The sequence below is a fragment of the Actinophytocola sp. genome (assembly GCF_035942955.1).
GTDB lineage: Bacteria > Actinomycetota > Actinomycetes > Mycobacteriales > Pseudonocardiaceae > DASYTH01.
Genome location: NZ_DASZCQ010000194.1, coordinates 1 through 16,716, shown reverse-complemented (window position 1 = coordinate 16,716; position 16,716 = coordinate 1). Strand labels below are relative to the sequence as shown.

Below are 16,716 nucleotides of genomic sequence, written 5' to 3'. Positions count from 1 at the left end.
AGGCGGCAAATCCGGGCGTTAAATCGGTGCGTGTTTTCTCAGCCGGCCGTGGGTTTCTCCGTGGGGTGCTTGGGCGGTGTAAAGGGGCCCCAGGTGAAGGCGGGAAGCCAGCGGTGGGAGTCGCGGCTCCAGTCCAGGCGGGCGATCTGGTCGTGGGTGCGGCGGCCGGCGAGGGAGCGGTAGAGATCGTAGCGGTCGGCGGTGAGGGTGGCGATGGGCTCGCCGACGCCGGCCTGCCATTCGCGGCCGTCGATGCAGATGGTGAGCGCGGGGAGGTTGTGGGCGATCACCGACGCGGAGAAACCGTTCAGCAGCACCTGGAAGGCACGCTGGTAGGCGGGGTGCTCCGCAGGAAGGGGCGCGTTGATCGCGTAGCGGATGTCGAGCTCGTGCGTGAAGGCGTCCATCACCATGATGCTGCCGCGCTGGCCGCCGCTCTGGGCGATGAGGCGTTCGGCCTGGGCGCCCATGCGGTCCCATTCGGACAGCAGGCCGGCGATGTCGATGCCGAGGGAGGACTGCTCGGGGCGGACCCAACCGGAGGTGCGCCCGATCGCGAAGGCGGAGATGCCGGTGAGGTGGGCCACGACGTCCTGGATCGTCCACTCGGGGCAGGCGGGCACGGACAGGTCCTCGGGGGACGGCACCTCGCCGAGCAGCATGGTCACGTTGTGGCGCACGTGGCGGTAGGCGACGTCGTTGGGGACCTGTGACGCTGATCGCGCCGTCTCCAGATTCGTGTCCATTGTGGCTCCTGGCCTAAAGCGGAACGTTGCCGTGCTTGCGTTGTGGCGCGAGCCGGCGTTTGGTGCGCAGCATTGCCAGGCCGCGGGCGACGGCCGCCCGGGTCTGAACGGGGTCGATCACGTCGTCGACGAGACCGCGCTCGGCGGCGTAGTGGGGGTGCATGAGCTGCTCGGTGTACTCCTCGATCAGCTCGGCGCGGCGCCGGTCCGGGTCCTCGGCGGCGGCAAGCTCCTTGCGGAACAGCACGTTCACCGCACCCTCCGCGCCCATGACCGCGATCTCGTTGGTGGGCCAGGCAAGCGACAGGTCGCAGCCGACCGACCGGGAGTCCATCACGATGTACGCGCCGCCGTAGGCCTTGCGCACGATCACCTGGATCCGCGGCACGGTCGCCTCGCAGTAGGCGTACAGCAGCTTCGCGCCGTGCCGGATGATGCCGTGGTACTCCTGCTCGGTGCCCGGCAGGAACCCGGGCACGTCGACCAGGGTCACCAGCGGAATGTTGAAGGCGTCGCAGAAGCGCACGAACCGGGCGGCCTTCTGCGCGGCGTCGCTGTCCAGCACGCCGGCCAGCACCATCGGCTGGTTGCCCACGACGCCGACCACGTCGCCGTTGATCCGGCCGAGCATGCAGACGATGTTCTGCGCCCAGTGCTCGTGGATCTCGATGAACTCCCCGTCGTCGACCAGCTCGGAGACCACCGAGCGCATGTCGTACGGCTGGTTGGACTCGACCGGGACGATGTCGGCCAGCCGCGGGCGTTCGTCGTCCATCGCGTTGCGGATGGGTCCGCTCAGCGCCGGCTCGAGGTTGTTGGGCGGCAGCAGGGACACCAGGTACCGGACGTCGGCCAGGCAGCTCTCCTCGTCGTCGTGCACGAAGGTGGCCACCCCGGACCGCGAGCCGTGCACGTCGGCGCCGCCGAGATCGTCGTGGCTGACCCGTTCCCCGGTCACCGCCTCGACGACGTCCGGGCCGGTGAGGTACATCTGCGCGGTGTCGCGCACCATGAACGTGAAGTCGGCCAGTGCCGGGGAGTAGGCCGCGCCACCGGCGCACGGGCCGAGGATGACGCTGATCTGCGGGATGATGCCGGAGGCCTCGACGTGGCGCCGGAAGATGCCGCCGTACCCGTCGAGCGCCATCACCCCTTCCTGGATGCGCGCCCCGCCGCTGTCGTTGAGCCCGATCAGCGGCGCCCCGGCGGTGAGCGCGAGGTCCATCACCTTGTGGATCTTCGCGGCGTGCGCGGCGCCGAGCGAGCCGCCGAAGACCGTGAAGTCCTGGGCGTAGACGAACACCCGGCGACCGTCGATCGTGCCGGAGCCGGCGATCACCCCGTCGGTGTGCGGCCGCAGCTCGCTGATCTTCATGCCGCGCGCCTGGTGCCGGCGGTACATGTCGATCTCGACGAAGGAGTCCTTGTCCAGCAGCAGGTCCAGCCGCTCCCGGGCGGTGTTCTTGCCCAGCTTGTGCTGCCGCGCTACGGCCTCGCGCCGGCCGCCGACGATGTCCTCGGTCAGCGCGTGCAGCTGGGCGCGCAGGGCACGCATGGACCGCTTGCGGGCCGGGCCCTCCGCCTCGTCGTTCCACTTCGGACGCCCAATGGAGCCGAGCACCCGCCGACGCCCATGCTCGGGCAGAGGTTGGCGCGGCTGGGGAACGAAGCCGTACTCGGGGGCGCTCATACCGTCACCACCTCAACCGGGTCCGCCACGACGGCCTTGCCGGCCGCCCGGTCGGACAGCAGACCTTCGCCGTGCAGCCAGCGCACCGTGTCCCGGAACGTCTCCCCTACCGGCCGGGCCGGGATCCCGTTGGTGCTGGCGTCCTCGGCCACCCTGGCGGCGCAGGCGCAGGTGTAGATGGCGCCGTACTCGGCCGGGATGTGCCACGGCCAGACCCGCTGCACCAGGTCGGCGAGCAACCCGATCGGCACCATGGAGCGCGCGGGTAAGTACACCGTCGGCAGCGTCCGGCCGGTGATCTCCCGCAGAGTCCTGACATACTCTCGCGTGGTGAGGTAGTGGCCCGGCCCGAAATGCCGACCGGACACGGGTCCGGTGAGCAGCGAGGCGTGCAATGTCGCGGTGTCCCGGACGTCGCCGATCGGCAGCCCGCCAAGCGGCCAGATCGGCATCAGCCCGCGCAACGCGTTGCGCAGCCTCGTGGTCTGGTCCCCCAGCTTGGGATCGTGCGGCCCGAGCAGCGCGGGCGGGTAGGTGATCACCACCGGCGCGCCGTCGTCCTGGTGCCGCCGCGCCACCGCCTCGGCCGCGGCCTTGCTGGCCAGGTACGCCTCCCGCGGCCGCCCCACCGGCGAGGAGGTGTCGATCACCCGGGCCGGGAACAGCGCCCCCACGCTGGACACGTAGATGGTCCGTCCCACCCCGGCCCGCCGCGCGGCGGCCAGCACCAGCTCGGTGCCCGCCTCGTTGGTCCGCCGCATCCGCCCCCGCTGCCGGCTGTCGAACGAGTAGACCGACGCCGCGTGCAGCACCGCGTCCGCCCCCCGCACCAGATTGTCCACATCGGACGCGCAGAGCACGTCGCCCACCACGACGTCGACCGCCGCGGCGGAGACGCCGTGCGGCGCCAATACGGGTTCCACTGTGGACTCGTCACGGACCAGGAGCCGAACCCGGTGACCGGACCGGACGATCGCGGCCACCGAGTGGGCGCCGACGAAGCCGGCGCCGCCCGTCACGCTCACCAGCATGCGACTTCTCTCTCCTCATACCAAGAAGGCCGAAAGTAGGCCGACTTTCCGCAACTGCCACACCTTCGGGATCGCCTACTTTCGGTCGGATTGGTATCCACTAGCACAGAAAGCGGTCAGGCACTCTTGGCCGACGGCATCCCCTGGTGGAAACCCCCGCCGAAGAACAGCAGTGCCTCGCCCGACCTCCGGCTGGCGTCGAGCACCGTGCCGAGGAAGATCGAGTGATCCCCGCCGTGATAGACCTGGGCGAGCTCGCATTCCAGCCAGGCCAACGAACCGGCGATCAGCGGCGCCCCGGTGCGCGGCCCGGCGAACCAGTCCACCTCGTCGAACTGGGCCATCCCCTTCGGCCGGTTGCGGCTCGCGAAGTACCGGGCCACCCACTCCTGGTCGGCGCTGAGCACGTTCACCCCGAAGCTACGCGTGCGCAGGATCGCCTCGTGCATCTGCGCGGTGCGGGCGACGCAGCACAGCACCATGGGCGGGTCGAGCGACACCGACGTGAACGCGTTGGCGGTCATGGCATGGCTGTGCTCCCCGCCCGCGGTGAGCACGGTGATCCCGGTCGCGAAGTGGGACATGACATCCCGCAGCACGGCCGGGGACGTGCTCGGCGAGCCCGGCGACTGCACCGCGGACAGGTGGCGTTCGATGGCCACGTCAGCCTCCCGCGGTGTGCCCGACCGACGCCTCGACCCGTGCCGCACCCGACGTCCTGGCCGGGGCCTCGGCGTACGGCGCCAGCGCCTCCTTGAGCTGACCGGGAACCCGCGCCGGGACCGTGTCGGTGTTCGGCCCGCGCATGCACGCGATCCGCTGCCGCCCCCTGGCCACCAGGTTCTCCAGCCCGCCCGGATTGAGCTTGACGTAGTCGAAGCTGAACTGGATCTGGGTCTGGGTCAGCTCCTCGAGTCGCATGCGGATCGACAGCTCGTCGAACGCGGTGATCTCGGCAAAGAACTCGCACTCCACCTTGAGCGTGAACAGCTTCAGGTCGTGCTGCAGCTCGGCGAGCACCTGCGGCGCCTTCTCCTTGAGGAACATCTCCCGGCAACGTCCCTGCCAGCGCAGGTAGTTGACGTAGTAGACGTTGCCGACCAGGTTGGTCTCCTCGAACCCCACGGTGTGGCGGATCTCGTAGTACCCAGTCATCGTTTCAGTACTCCTCTCCCGACAGGACGGCGAAGACCACCGGGTCGGGCAGGTTGTTCAGGGTGGTCACCCAGGTCGCGATCTTGGCGTCGCCGGCGGACAGCACGACCCAGCCCTCCGACTCGACCCGGTCGACGGTCAACGCCTGCACTGTCGAACCTGTCTTGCGGAGGCATTCCAGGGCGCTCCAGATCCGGGTGCCCGCCACCGCCTCGGTGTCGCCGGCCTCGGCCACCAGCAGGTCGCGAACCGGGATCTGATCCCCGCCGAGCAGGTCCGTCCAGGCCTGCTGCTCTCGGTCCGACACGGTCTCGACGTCACAGCCGAGCCGCCCCTCGCCGGTCACCACCAGCGTCACGCCGGGACCGTGCGACGCGGTCACCGCGCCGCCGCCGTCGAGCTCCGGCTTGCCGTCCGGCCGGTGCCGCACCTGCGCGGTGCGGCCGAGCGCCCGGCTGGCGGCCAGCTCGGTCTGCGTGCGCCGGTCGGACTCGCCCGGCGGGTCGGGCTCGACCACGACCGCCCGGCTGCCGCCGAGCACCCGCTCGAGCGACCGCTCGATGTACGACCCGAGCAGCGACGGCGTCCACGGACCGGCGCCGTGCTTCTTGCGCACCGCGCGCAGGGTCAGGCCCTCCCACCGCTCGACCAGCTTGCCGTTCGGGGTGAGCACGTCGATGTCGTAGGTGTAGCTGTCGCCGTCCTGGAACCGCTCGCGGGCGTCCATCACGACGTAGTCGGTGTCCTGATCGGACACGTTGGCCAGGTACAGTTTCTCGATGCCCTGCGGCAGCAGCGTGGCGTCCGGGACGCAGCACTGGATCGAGTGCATCACCGCGTCGCGCGTGCCCGGGTCGGCCAGCATCCGGTCCTGCGGCAGGAACGCGGCGAACCACGGCGCCGAGGTGGTGGTGCCCAGCTCCGCCACGGCGTGCCGGGCGCTGGCCCTGCGGTAGGCCTGCAGCTTCTGGAACCGCTTGCCCTGGAACATCGCGCCGCCGTAGAACTCCGTGATCGGGTCGGCCGGGATGGTCGGCAGGGCCAACGCCTCCGTCGCGGTGTACTCGGGCAGGTCGGGCCGCGGGAACCGAAGCGTGGCACGGAAGTGGTCGGCGGAGAACCCGGTCTCCTCGCTGCGGATCACCACGTCGACCGTTTCGGCGTCGGTGACGAGGGCGGCCAGCCGGACCGTGGTGGTGTAGCCCGGCCGGACCACGATCGGCCGCAGGAACTCGACGTTCTCCAGCGCCGGGGCGCCGGTCCGGCCGCTGGCCGCGGCCGCGACCTGGGTCATCGCCTCCATGCCGATCACCGCGGGGAACAACAGGTCCCCCTCGAGCAGGTGGTCCTCCAGGTACGGGTCGCTGCCCGCGGACAGCTCGGCCTCGGTGACCAGCTCGACGTCCGGGTAGTGCACGAGCACCCGGTCGACGAACCGGGTCAGCGGCAGCTCGGGCCGCTCGAGCGTGACCGTCGGCGCGCCGCCGGTGCGCCCGCTGACCACCAGCACCGGTCCGGCCGACGGGTCGGCCAGGATCCTGCGCAGCACGGCCAGCCCGTTCTCAAGCGAGATCGGGGTGATGCCGTCGCGGAGCAGCGCCTCGACCACGCCGAGCTTCTCGCCCATGCCGGCGCCCGACCAGACCGACCACTCCAGCGCAAGCACCCGAGCCTGCGGGTGCTCCTCGCCGAACCGCACGGTCAGCTCGGTCATCCAGTCGTTGGCGGTCGAGTAGTGCGCCTCGCCGCGCAGCCCGGCCCGGCCGATGATGCTGCCGAACGTGATCAGCAGCTTGATCCGGTCTTGGTCGACGGCATCGAGCACCGCCCGCAGCCCGGCGATCTTCGGGTCGAGCGTCTGCTGGAAGCTCTCGACGTCCAAGTTGGACAGTGCGCTCGGCTCGTTGCGCCCCGCGCCGTGCAGAACGGCGGTGACCGGGCCGAGCTCGGCCTCGAACCGTTGCACGGCGGCCTTGATCTGCTCGGCCGAGGTGACGTCGGCCCGCTCGTACTGGTACCGCACGCCTTCCGCGGCCATCCGGGCCAGGTTCGCCGACAGCTCCTCGTCCTGCGCCGGGTCGGCCCGGCCGATCAGGGCCAGCTTGGCCGACGAGTCCTTGGCCATGGCCAGCGCGCACTCGGCCGTGATTCCCTTGCCGCCACCGGTGACCAGCAGCACGTCGTCGGCGCCGAGGGGGCTTGCGCCCTCCGGCACCGAGGCCGGCACGGGCAGGGCCCGCAGCACCGGAACCAACCTCGTGCCGTCGGCGGTGTAGCGCACCTCGGTGTAGCCGGTGGTGGCCGACGCCTCGGCGACCACGCGGGTCACCGCGGCCTCCACGTCGGCCGGCTTGCTGGACGTCACGTCGGGCAGCTCCACGACCGTGGTGGGCACCGCGAGGTTCTCCAGGTGCAGCGTGCGGGCCAGGCCGGACGCGCCGAGCCGGTGCTGCACCACGACGAACCGGGTGCCGGGCGCGGCGCTCACGGCGGCCTTGCCCGCCTTGAGGAACAGCTCGACGTGCTCCTCGCCGGAGTCGGGCAGGCACAGCAGCACCCCGTCGCCGATGCCGGCCTCGACCAGCGCGGCGCGCAACCGCTCGGCCAGCGGGTGCCCGGCGGGCGCGTACAGCTTCCAGGTGCCGGGCGAGCCGGTGCCCACGCCGAGCGCGGGCCGGCCGGTCGGCACGTAGTCCACCGAGAACGGCCGCACCCACGCGGCGACGCCGGGAACCTCGGCGCTGCCGGAGTCGCCGTCGCCCGCGGTCTCCTCAAGCGAGTCGATCATCTCGGCCAGCTCGCCGAGCGACACGGTCGCGAAGTTCGCCGTCGCCGACAGCGTCGGCCGGCCGAGCTCGCGGGTGACGTCGTTGACGATCTGGCCGACGGTGATCGAGCTCAGGTGCAGGTCGTCAAGCGGGTGGGTGTCCGCGGTGACGGCGTCGATCGGCAGCTCGACCCGCTCGGCGGCCAGCTTGCGCAGCAGGTCCAAAGTGGACACCTGGGCGCCGTCCCCGCTCGCCGCGCTCTCCGCGCTCTCCGCGCCGGCCGAGGCGGTGGCGCCCTCGGGGTTGTCCGAGCTGGCCAGCAGGCCGGCCTCGATGTCCGGGGCCGCCTCGCACGGGCTGGCAAGGAAGTTGAACTCGGCGTCCAGCGGGATCGGCCGCACCGCCCGGTCGGCGAACAGCACCGGCGCGTCCACCGAAGCGCCCATGGCGAACGCCGCACCGACGGCGCCGAGCAGCGCGGACAGCGAGGCGCTGTCGGTGTCCACCGCGAGCACCCGCTTGTCCGGCGCGATCTCGCTGACCAGACCGGACAGCACGCGGCCCGGCCCGACCTCGAGCACGAGGTCGGCGTCGGCCACGGCGCGCGCCGCGGCCTCGTGGAACCGCACCGGCTTGACGATCTGGTCGCGCAGCAGCGCGCGCAGGTCGGTGCCCGGGTCGAGGACCTCACCGGTCACGGTGGACACGACGGTCCGGTTCAGGCCCCAGAAGTTGATCTCGGCAAGCGCACCGGTCATCGCGTCCGCGGCGGGCTGCACCATCGGGGAGTGGAAGGCGTGCGAGACGTTCAGCCGGGTGGCGGTGATCCCCTCGGCCCTGGCCGCGGCGCAGATCTCGTCCACCGCGCCGGCCGGGCCGGCGATGACCGTCTGCCGTGGACCGTTGTAGCCGGCGATGACCACGTCCCGGCCGCCGATGAGGGCGGTGACCCGCTCCGGCTCGGCCGCGATCCCGGCCATGCCGCCACCTTCCTCGCTGGTGCCGGCCATCACCTGGCCGCGGGCGGTGGCCAGCTTGAGCAGCTCCCCACCGCCGAGCGCGCCGCCCCAGGCCAGCGCGGTCAGCTCGCCGAGGCTGTGCCCGACCGCGATGTCGGCGTCCACGCCGAGGTTGTGCAGCACCCGCAGGCCGGCAAGCGACCCGGCGACGATGCGCGGCTGGGCCACCTCGGTGGCCGCCTGGTCACCGCCGGCCGGCACGTTGGCCGTGCGGAACACGTTGTCCGCCACGGAGAATCGGCGGCGGATGGCGCCCGCGGTGCCGCGGCCGGAGCCCTGCCCCGGGAACAGGTAGGCGATCCGGGGCGCGTCGAGCCGGTGGTCGAGGTAGACCCCGTCGGACGCGGCGAACAGCGCGGTGCGGCCCTCGTCGAGCTCGGCGAGCACCCGGCCCAGCTTGCGCTCGGCCTCCTCGGGGTTCGACACCACCACGGCGGCCCGGAACGGCCCGCCGCCCAGCTCGGCGGCCAGCGTGGCGCCGATGTCGGCCAGCTCGGCGAACGACAGCTTGGGCGCCAGCTCGGCCACCCGCGCCACCCGGTCGCGCAGCTCGCCCGCGGTGTGCCCGTCGAACAGCAGCAGCTCGGCGTCCTGCCGTCCGGAGACGAGGGCCTCGGTGCGCCGGTTCAGCGCCGTGCGGCGCTGCCGGCCGGGCGCCTGCTCCAGCGCGATGTGCGAGTTGATGCCGCCGAATCCCATCGCGGACACGCCGGCCCTGATCGGGATCTGGTCCGGCCACAGCCGGGCCTCGCGCGGCACGACCAGCGCCGGCGAGTCCTCCAGCAGGCTGGGGTGCGGGTCGTAGTGCCCGGTGCTCGGCGGGATCACCTGGTGGTACACGGCAAGCGTGGCCTTGATCAGTCCGGCGACGCCGGCCGCGGCCTTGGTGTGCCCGATGTTTCCCTTGACGGTGCCCAGCGCGGCCGGCGGGGCGGTCGGGTCGGCCTCCCGGCGCGCGGTGGACAGCGCCTTGATCTCGGTGGCGTCGCCGAGCGCGGTTCCGGTGCCGTGGCCCTCGAAGTAGGACACGGTCTCCACGCCGTAGCCGGCGCGCTCGTAGGCCCTGGCCAGGGCGAGCTGGTGGCCGGCGGCCTCGGGCCGGGTGATCCCGCCCTTGCCGTCGGAGGAGATGCCCCAGCCGGTGATCGACGCGTAGATCCGCCGGCCGCTTGCGATCGCGTCGGACTCGCGCATCAGCACCACGACGCCGGAGCCCTCGCCTGGCCAGAACCCGTTGGAGTCCTTGTCGTAGACCTTCATCTCGCCCTTGGCCAGCGCGCCGGTCTTGGCGAAGCCGATCACCTCGAACGGGTCGATCGACAGGTCGACGCCGCCGGCCAGCGCGACGTCCAGGTCGCCGTCGACCAACGCCTTGGCCGCGTTGGCGATCGCCAGCAGCGAGGACGAGCACGCACCGTCCACGGTGAACCCGCCGCCGCCGAAGTCGAAGTAGTTGCACACCCGCCCGGCGATGGTGTTCGCCAGCCCGCCGGCGAGGGTGTCCTCGTCGATCGGCGGGAACGGGGCCTTGTACGTGGGTTCGAGCTCGCGCAGGAACGCGCTGGTCTCGTCCTCCGACCAGCCCTTGGCGGTCAGCGCGGCGGCGAGCGTGCGGCGCACGTACGGCCAGCGCAGCCGCATCAGGTTCGCCCGGGAGAACTCACCGGTCAGGCTGTTGCCAAGCACGACGCCGGTGGCCTTCCGCGGCAGGCCCTCACCCTCCGGGTACCCGGCGTCGGCCAGCGCCTGGGCGGCGACGTCCAGCGCCAGCCAGTGCGTCAGGTCGGTCGACCGGTAGGTGCTGCCGGCAATCTTGTACTTGAGCCGATCGAACTCGAAGTTCCGCAGCACCGCGGCCTTCTTGGAGTAGAAGCGATCCGGTGCGTGCGGATCCGGCGACCAGTAGTCGGCCTGGTTCATCCGCTCGTCCGGCAGCCTGCGGAACGCGCGCCGTCCGGCCAGCACGTTCTCCCAGAGCTCCTCCGGCGAATTCGCATCGGGGTAACGCAGACCGATGCCAACAATGGCGATCCGCTCGTTGCTCACACGTCACCGCCCGGGATACAGGGGTATTCAGATTCCGGCCGCGCGCTATCGGTCGCCAATACGGCGAAACCGACCAGCACACGGACTTGCTTCAATCCAGCGTGCAACACGCGCCGAGCCGGTGCCTACTCCTGCTGTGCTTTGCGCCGGCCGGCTGGATCAACCCTTGAGCGGATCCACGAAGGTAATCGAGACCGGCGGGCGCGGCTTCTCCGAGAGTGCGGACTTTCCCGCCGCCGGCATGGGTCACCTGGCACGCGGGAAGAACGCTTCTAGCACGCAGGTCCGTACTATGGGTATATATCAACGGCGAAATGAGCCCAACCAATGCTAGCTGAAATCAGGATCCTTGGCCCGCTGGAGGTTTCCATCGCGGGCAGGTCGGTCGTACCGACCGCAAGCAAGCCGCGGCAGGTCCTGGCGATGCTCGCGATCAATGCTGGCAGCGTTGTGACCAATGCCGCTCTGATGGAGGAGATCTGGGGGAACCGGCCGCCGCGCAGCGCCGCGGCCACCCTGCAGACCTACATGCTGCAACTTCGGCGCAAGCTCAGGGATGCGCTCGCCGACGAGTCCGGAACGTCCTCAAAGGACATTCTGGTCACCAAGCAGACCGGCTACCTGCTCAACGTGCCGCCCGACGCGATCGACGCGGTGCGGTACGACAAGCTGGCGGCCACCGGCCGCAACGCCGCGGCCGCCGGCGACTACCCGACCGCCGGAAAGATCATCACCAAGGCGCTCGGCATGTGGCGGGGACCGGCTCTTGTGGACATCACGGCGGGCTCGCAGCTGGAGATCGAGGCCATGCGGCTGGAGGAGATCCGGCTCGCCGACGTAACCCTGCGCATCGACGCCGACCTCTATCTCGGCAAGCACCACCAGTTGCTCGGTGAGCTGGCCGCGCTGTGCGCCAGGCACCCGTTCATGGAGAACTTCTGCGCCCAGCACATGCTCGCGCTGTACCGCAGCGACCAGCAGGGCCGGGCGCTCGAGGTCTACCACTCGATGCGGGTCACGATGAGCGAGCAGCTCGGCGTCGACCCCTCCCCACGGCTGCGCCAGCTCTACCAGTTGATGCTCAACAGCGATCCGGCGGTGGACGACACCAAGTTCGTGATCAACGCCTGGTCGCCGCCGACGCTGGCCGGCTGAGCGGCCGCGACGACCGGGAGGGAACATGCCGACGTTTCTTGGTGCGCTGCGCAGCCTGCTGCTGACCCCGAAGCTGGAGACCGTGACGTTCGCCCGGCGCGGTTTCCCGGTCGCCGGCTCGACCGCGGTCGAGCATCTCGAGGCCATTCCGCAGTCGGTGATCTGCGGCTTCGAATGGGGAATCGACGCCCGCAGCCTGTGGGAGGTCGAGCGGCGGCTGGAGACGGTGGCGCCCGAGCTGCGCGGGTTCGCCTACGAGGGCGCCACGATGGCGTTCACGGTGCGCGACGCGATGGCCGGCGGGCGCGGGCGGCGGGCGCGCGAGCTGCTGCTCGGGCCCGGCCGGCCGCACATCTTCCTCACCTACATCGGCATCGGCTTCGCGATGGCCCGGCTGCCGCGGGTGCTGTGGAAGAAGGTGATGCCGGAGCTCGGCGACACGCCGTACCACCCGACGATGAGCTGGCTGGCGGTGGACGGCTTCGGGTTCGACCGCGCCTACTTCGACACCCGGCGCTGGGTCGAGCGGCAGCACGTGCCCAAGCCCTACCCGTGGGAGGGCAACCCCGACTACTTCCTGCGCGCCGTCGACCAGGGCATCGGCCGGGCGCTGTGGTTCATCAACGGCGCCCTGCCCGGTCGGGTTGCCGACGCGGTGCGGAAGTTCGCCCCGCACCGGCAGGCCGACCTGTGGAGCGGCGTCGGGCTGGCCGCGACGTTCGCCGGCGGCTGCGCCGAGCAGGGGCTGGCCGAGCTGTGCGCCGCGGCCGGGCCGTACCACGACGAGCTGGCGCTCGGGGTCGTCTTCGCGGTGAAAGCCCGCACCTACGCGGGTTTCGTGCCCGAGCACACCCGGCTCGCCGCGGCCACGCTGGCCGGGCTGTCGATCGACGCCGCGGTCGCCATCGCCGACCGGACCGCCGTGTCGCCCGACGAGACCGGCCCCGGCGGCTCGCCGGCCTACGAGCTGTGGCGCGAGCGTATTCGCGCACATTTCAAGAAGGCTGCCCGAGCGGCGTGATCTCGGCGCGCACGTCTGGAGTAGACGCTCGCTCAAGAAATCTGTCAAGGTATTCTCGACGACCCTCCACCACGATTCCACCTGATAGGGGGGAAACGCGTTGGGTAATGGCTGGCGCGCGCTCAGGCGCCGAATCCTGACACCGAATAAATCGGCCACACTACTCGACAAGCGTGGCTTCAACAAGAAGAGCCCGGAAGCCCAGGAACTGCTGGAGACGATCGGCGGATATTTCCTGGACGGCTACGCCTACGCGGTCGAGGCACGCACGGTTGCCGACGCGGAGGAGCGGCTCGAGCAGCTTCCGACCCGGTTCAGGGGCTTCGCCTACGAGGGCGCCGGAATGGGCTACGCCGTGCTCGACGCGCTTCCGTTCGGGCACAAGCATCACGTCGCGGACTTCCTGGCCGGCGAGCACGGCTCGCAGCACGTCTACATCATCTACGTGGGCGTCGGCTGGGCGATGGCCAGGGTGCCCCGGTTCACCTGGCCGAAGCCCGACTCGCTCGATCCGTTGCTGCGCTGGCTGGTTCTGGACGGCTACGGCTTCCACCAGGCCTACTTCAAGACCCGCAAGTACGTGCACCAGCACTACCAGGACCCGTACTTCCCGTGGCCGGGCGGCGACGCCGGCGGCTACGCCAACCGCGCGATCGACCAGGGGATCGGCCGCGCGCTGTGGTTCGTGGGCGGCAGCGACCCGGACGTGGTGGCCGACCTGATCGAGACGTTCCCCGAGTCCCGGCACGCCGACCTGTGGGGCGGCGCCGGCCTCGCGGCCACGTACGCGGGCGGGGTCGAGCGGTCGGAGCTGATCAGGTTCCGCGACCGCGCCGGCGAGCACCGGCCGATCCTGGCGCAGGGGTCGGTGTTCGCCGCGGAGTGCCGGATCAGCGAGGGCCTGCTGGTGCCGCACACCGAGCTTGCCACCGAGGTTTTCTGCGGCATGACCGCGGAGGCGGCCGCCGCGGTGAGCCTCTCGGCCCGCCCTGATGCACCAGTTGACGGCGAGGTGCCCGCCTTCGAGACGTGGCGGCAGCGAATCGCCAGTGAGGTTGTTTCTCTTGGAGGTGTAAGCACATGACCGCGATCGTTGGTTGGCTGCGCAGGCAGCTACCCGGGGTCATCGCCGTCGTGGTGGCCGTGGGGGTGTACTTCGCGGTCAGCCTGCCGACGGTGTCCGCGGCCGAGCAGGACCGCGTGGCCGCGACGTACGGCTTCAAGCCGTACGCCATCGACCTGCCAGCGGCGGACAAGCTGCAGAAGATCCGCAAGGTGAACCAGGACTACACGCACATCGACGCCTGGATCTCCTCGGTGGGCTCGGCCATCGCGATGAACGACCTGGACGGCGACGGCCTGTCCAACGACCTGTGCCTTGTGGACACCAGGACCGACCAGGTCGTGGTGACCCCCACCCCGGGCAAGGGCGGCGACCGGTACGACGCGTTCGCCCTCGACCCGCGGCCGCTGCCGATGAACGACGTGATGGCGCCGATGGGCTGCGTCCCCGCCGACCTCAACGAGGACGGCCGGATGGACCTGCTGGTCTACATGTGGGGCCGCACGTCGATCATCTACCTGGCCAAGCCCGGAGCGACCACTTTGGACGCCAACGCCTACCAGCCGACCGAGCTGGTGCCCGGCAACAACTCCGGCCCGGACGGGCGCTACAACGGCACCGAGTGGAACACCAACTCGGCCACCGTCGGTGACTTCGACGCCGACGGGCACCAGGACATCTTCATCGGCAACTACTTCCCGGACGGCCCGGTGCTCGACCCGTCGAAGAGCGGCGGCGTCACGATGAACGACTCGATGTCGCACGCGAAGAACAGCGGCGAGAAGTGGATCTTCCGGTACACCGGCAGCACCCCCGCCCCGCCGACGGTCACCTTCGAGGGTCGCAAGGACGTCTTCCCCGGCGAGACCGGCCACGGCTGGACGCTGGCCTCCAGCGCCACCGACCTGGACGGCGACCTGCGGCCGGAGCTGTACATCGCCAACGACTTCGGCCACGACCACCTGCTGTACAACCAGTCCACGCCGGGCAACATCGTGTTCAACGAGGTGAAGACGGTGCGCACGCCGGGTGTGCCGAAGTCCAAGCGGATCGGCAACGACTCGTTCAAGGGCATGGGCATCGACTTCGCCGACCTCAACCACGACGGCGTGTTCGACCTGTTCGTCAGCAACATCACCACGCCGTGGGGCATCCAGGAGAGCAACTTCCAGTTCGAGTCCACGGTGAGCACCAACGAGGAGCTGCGCGCCAAGCTCGACGAGGGCGAGGCCCCGTGGACCGACCGCAGCGCCGAGGTCGGCACCGCCTGGTCCGGCTGGGGCTGGGACGTCAAGGTCGGCGACTACAACAACAGCGGTGAGCTGGCGATCGCCCAGGCGACCGGGTTCGTCCGCGGTGAGGTGAACCGGTGGCCGCAGCTGCAGGAGCTGGCGACCGCGAACGACGACCTGGTGGACGACCCGACCTGGTGGCCCAACGCCAGGGCCGGCGACGACATCGGCGGCGAGCAGACGCTGCACTTCTTCGCCAAGACCAATGAGGACGGTGGCCGGTACGTCGACATCGCCCCGCACCTCGGCCTGGCCATCCCGGTGCCCACCCGCGGCATCGCCACCGGTGACGCCGACGGCGACGGGCTGCTCGACGTGGCCGTGTCCCGGCAGTTCGAGGAGCCGGTGTTCTACGAGAACACCGCGCCCAACCCGGGTGCGTTCCTCGGCCTGCGCCTGACGCACGAGAACTCGGTGACCCCCGGCTCGCTGCCCGCCGCCGGCTCGCCGGTGACCGGCGCCAAGGTGACCGTGAAGACGTCCGACGGGCGCGAGTACATCCAGCGCGTGGACGGCGGCAGCGGCCACTCCGGCAAGCGCAGCCACGAGGTCCACATCGGACTCGGCAACGTCAGCGGCCCACTGCAGGTGTGCCTGGAGTGGCGGGACCGCAGCGGTCAGACCCACAAGCAGGACCTTCAGTTGAACCCCGGCTGGCACGAGTTCCAGCTCGGTAGCCAGGCCAAGGAGAGGTGACATACCGTGTCACAGCAAGCAAAAGAGGCGGCTCCGCCCCGCCACGCTCCCACGGTCGTCATCGCGCTGCGCCGGTTCGCGATCTCGATCACCATCTTCAACATCGCCGGCTACCTGTTCCTCGGGTTCGAGCAGCCGTGGACCTGGCCGCTGGCGGCCATCGCCACCGCCTACACCACCGAGATCCTGCTGGAGATCGTCGGTTCGCGGGCGGAGAAGCGGCCGCCCCGGTTCGCCGGCAACGGTGTGCGCGGCATGGTGGAGTTCCTGTTCCCGGCGCACATCACCGCCCTCGCGGTGAACATGTTGACCTACGTCAACGACCGCATCTGGGTGATGATGTTCGGGGTGTTCGTCGCGGTGAGCGCGAAGTGGGTGCTGCGCGCTCCGGTCAAGGGCCGGTTGCGGCACTACATGAACCCGTCCAACTTCGGCATCGCGATGATCCTGGTGCTGTTCCCCGCGTGGGCCAGCATCGCCCCGCCGTACCACTTCACCGAGCACCTCAACGACTGGGGTAGCTGGATCCTCGTCGGCATCATCATCGCGTCCGGCACCATGCTCAACGCGATGCTGACCAAGCGGATGTGGCTGATCCTCGGCTGGCTGAGCTTCTTCGCCCTGCAGGCCGTGGTTCGCGGTTGGCTGTTCGAGACCTCGATCCCCGCCGCGCTCGGCATGGCCACCGGTGTGGCGTTCGTGCTCTACACCAACTACATGGTGACCGACCCGGGCACCACGCCGTCGAAGCCGTTCTCCCAGTTCGCCTTCGGCGCCGGTGTTGCGATCATGTACGGCTTCTTCATGGTCGCGCACATCGCGTACGGGCTGTTCTTCGCCACCGCGTCGGTGTGCCTGATCCGGGGCCTGTTCCTGTGGTCGCTGCACATCGTGAACAAGGCGGCGCAGCAGGCCAAGACCGAGCCGCCCAAGGCGACGACCACGGTTCTGCCGGTCGCCGAGCCGGCTCCGGCCGCGACGAAGGAAGCGAAGGCCGCATGACTCTGGCGGACGAGCGGCGGGGGGGGGGGGGG

At 70.5% G+C, this 16,716-nt stretch carries 11 protein-coding genes; 5 read left to right on the top strand and 6 right to left on the bottom strand.

What is annotated here, in order from left to right; all coding sequences use genetic code 11:
* Positions 1-38: 38 nt before the first annotated feature.
* From VGX25_RS19295 to VGX25_RS19270, 6 genes are all read right to left on the bottom strand, one after another.
* On the bottom strand, positions 39-746 hold the full coding sequence (locus VGX25_RS19295) for a maleylpyruvate isomerase family mycothiol-dependent enzyme (RefSeq protein WP_326919220.1): 708 nt from the start codon (positions 744-746) through the stop codon (positions 39-41).
* A 13-nt stretch (positions 747-759) separates the two neighbouring features.
* Complete coding sequence (locus VGX25_RS19290; protein ID WP_326919238.1) at positions 760-2,301, bottom strand: acyl-CoA carboxylase subunit beta; 1,542 nt, start codon at positions 2,299-2,301, stop codon at positions 760-762.
* 131 nt (positions 2,302-2,432) lie between these two features.
* Complete coding sequence (locus VGX25_RS19285) at positions 2,433-3,467, bottom strand: NAD-dependent epimerase/dehydratase family protein (protein WP_326919219.1); 1,035 nt, start codon at positions 3,465-3,467, stop codon at positions 2,433-2,435.
* A 116-nt stretch (positions 3,468-3,583) separates the two neighbouring features.
* Positions 3,584-4,051 carry a flavin reductase family protein gene (locus tag VGX25_RS19280; protein ID WP_326919237.1) on the bottom strand — a complete coding sequence of 156 codons (468 nt, stop codon included), beginning with the start codon at positions 4,049-4,051 and terminating at the stop codon, positions 3,584-3,586.
* 79 nt (positions 4,052-4,130) lie between these two features.
* Positions 4,131-4,622 carry an acyl-CoA thioesterase gene (locus VGX25_RS19275; RefSeq protein ID WP_326919218.1) on the bottom strand — a complete coding sequence of 164 codons (492 nt, stop codon included), beginning with the start codon at positions 4,620-4,622 and terminating at the stop codon, positions 4,131-4,133.
* A 4-nt stretch (positions 4,623-4,626) separates the two neighbouring features.
* Positions 4,627-10,455, bottom strand: coding sequence for a type I polyketide synthase (locus VGX25_RS19270; protein WP_326919217.1), 5,829 nt, complete (start codon positions 10,453-10,455; stop codon positions 4,627-4,629).
* Between the two features lie 327 nt (positions 10,456-10,782).
* Between VGX25_RS19270 and VGX25_RS19265 the strand changes: the two genes are divergently transcribed.
* The 5 genes from VGX25_RS19265 (at position 10,783) to VGX25_RS19245 (ending at position 16,684) form a co-directional block, all read left to right on the top strand.
* Positions 10,783-11,610, top strand: a complete 828-nt coding sequence (locus VGX25_RS19265) for an AfsR/SARP family transcriptional regulator (RefSeq protein WP_326919216.1) — start codon at positions 10,783-10,785, stop codon at positions 11,608-11,610.
* Positions 11,611-11,635: 25 nt separating this feature from the next.
* Complete coding sequence (locus VGX25_RS19260; protein WP_326919215.1) at positions 11,636-12,631, top strand: DUF1702 family protein; 996 nt, start codon at positions 11,636-11,638, stop codon at positions 12,629-12,631.
* Between the two features lie 100 nt (positions 12,632-12,731).
* Positions 12,732-13,715, top strand: a complete 984-nt coding sequence (locus VGX25_RS19255) for a DUF1702 family protein (protein WP_326919214.1) — start codon at positions 12,732-12,734, stop codon at positions 13,713-13,715.
* The gene (locus VGX25_RS19250) at positions 13,712-15,682 is read left to right on the top strand and encodes a CRTAC1 family protein (RefSeq protein ID WP_326919213.1); all 1,971 of its coding nucleotides are present in this window, start codon (positions 13,712-13,714) and stop codon (positions 15,680-15,682) included. Before VGX25_RS19255 ends, VGX25_RS19250 begins: the two co-directional genes overlap by 4 nt.
* Before the next feature lie 6 nt (positions 15,683-15,688).
* Positions 15,689-16,684 carry an enediyne biosynthesis protein gene (locus tag VGX25_RS19245; RefSeq protein ID WP_326919212.1) on the top strand — a complete coding sequence of 332 codons (996 nt, stop codon included), beginning with the start codon at positions 15,689-15,691 and terminating at the stop codon, positions 16,682-16,684.
* Positions 16,685-16,716: the final 32 nt, after the last annotated feature.

Bases quoted from the DNA above. Each gene is read 5' to 3' on its own strand.
- VGX25_RS19295 (WP_326919220.1), bottom strand. From the start codon at position 746: ATGGACACGAATCTGGAGACGGCGCGATCAGCGTCACAGGTCCCCAAC.
- VGX25_RS19290 (WP_326919238.1), bottom strand. From the start codon at position 2,301: ATGCGTGCCCTGCGCGCCCAGCTGCACGCGCTGACCGAGGACATCGTC.
- VGX25_RS19285 (WP_326919219.1), bottom strand. From the start codon at position 3,467: ATGCTGGTGAGCGTGACGGGCGGCGCCGGCTTCGTCGGCGCCCACTCG.
- VGX25_RS19280 (WP_326919237.1), bottom strand. From the start codon at position 4,051: ATGTCCCACTTCGCGACCGGGATCACCGTGCTCACCGCGGGCGGGGAG.
- VGX25_RS19275 (WP_326919218.1), bottom strand. From the start codon at position 4,622: ATGACTGGGTACTACGAGATCCGCCACACCGTGGGGTTCGAGGAGACC.
- VGX25_RS19265 (WP_326919216.1), top strand. From the start codon at position 10,783: ATGCTAGCTGAAATCAGGATCCTTGGCCCGCTGGAGGTTTCCATCGCG.
- VGX25_RS19260 (WP_326919215.1), top strand. From the start codon at position 11,636: ATGCCGACGTTTCTTGGTGCGCTGCGCAGCCTGCTGCTGACCCCGAAG.
- VGX25_RS19250 (WP_326919213.1), top strand. From the start codon at position 13,712: ATGACCGCGATCGTTGGTTGGCTGCGCAGGCAGCTACCCGGGGTCATC.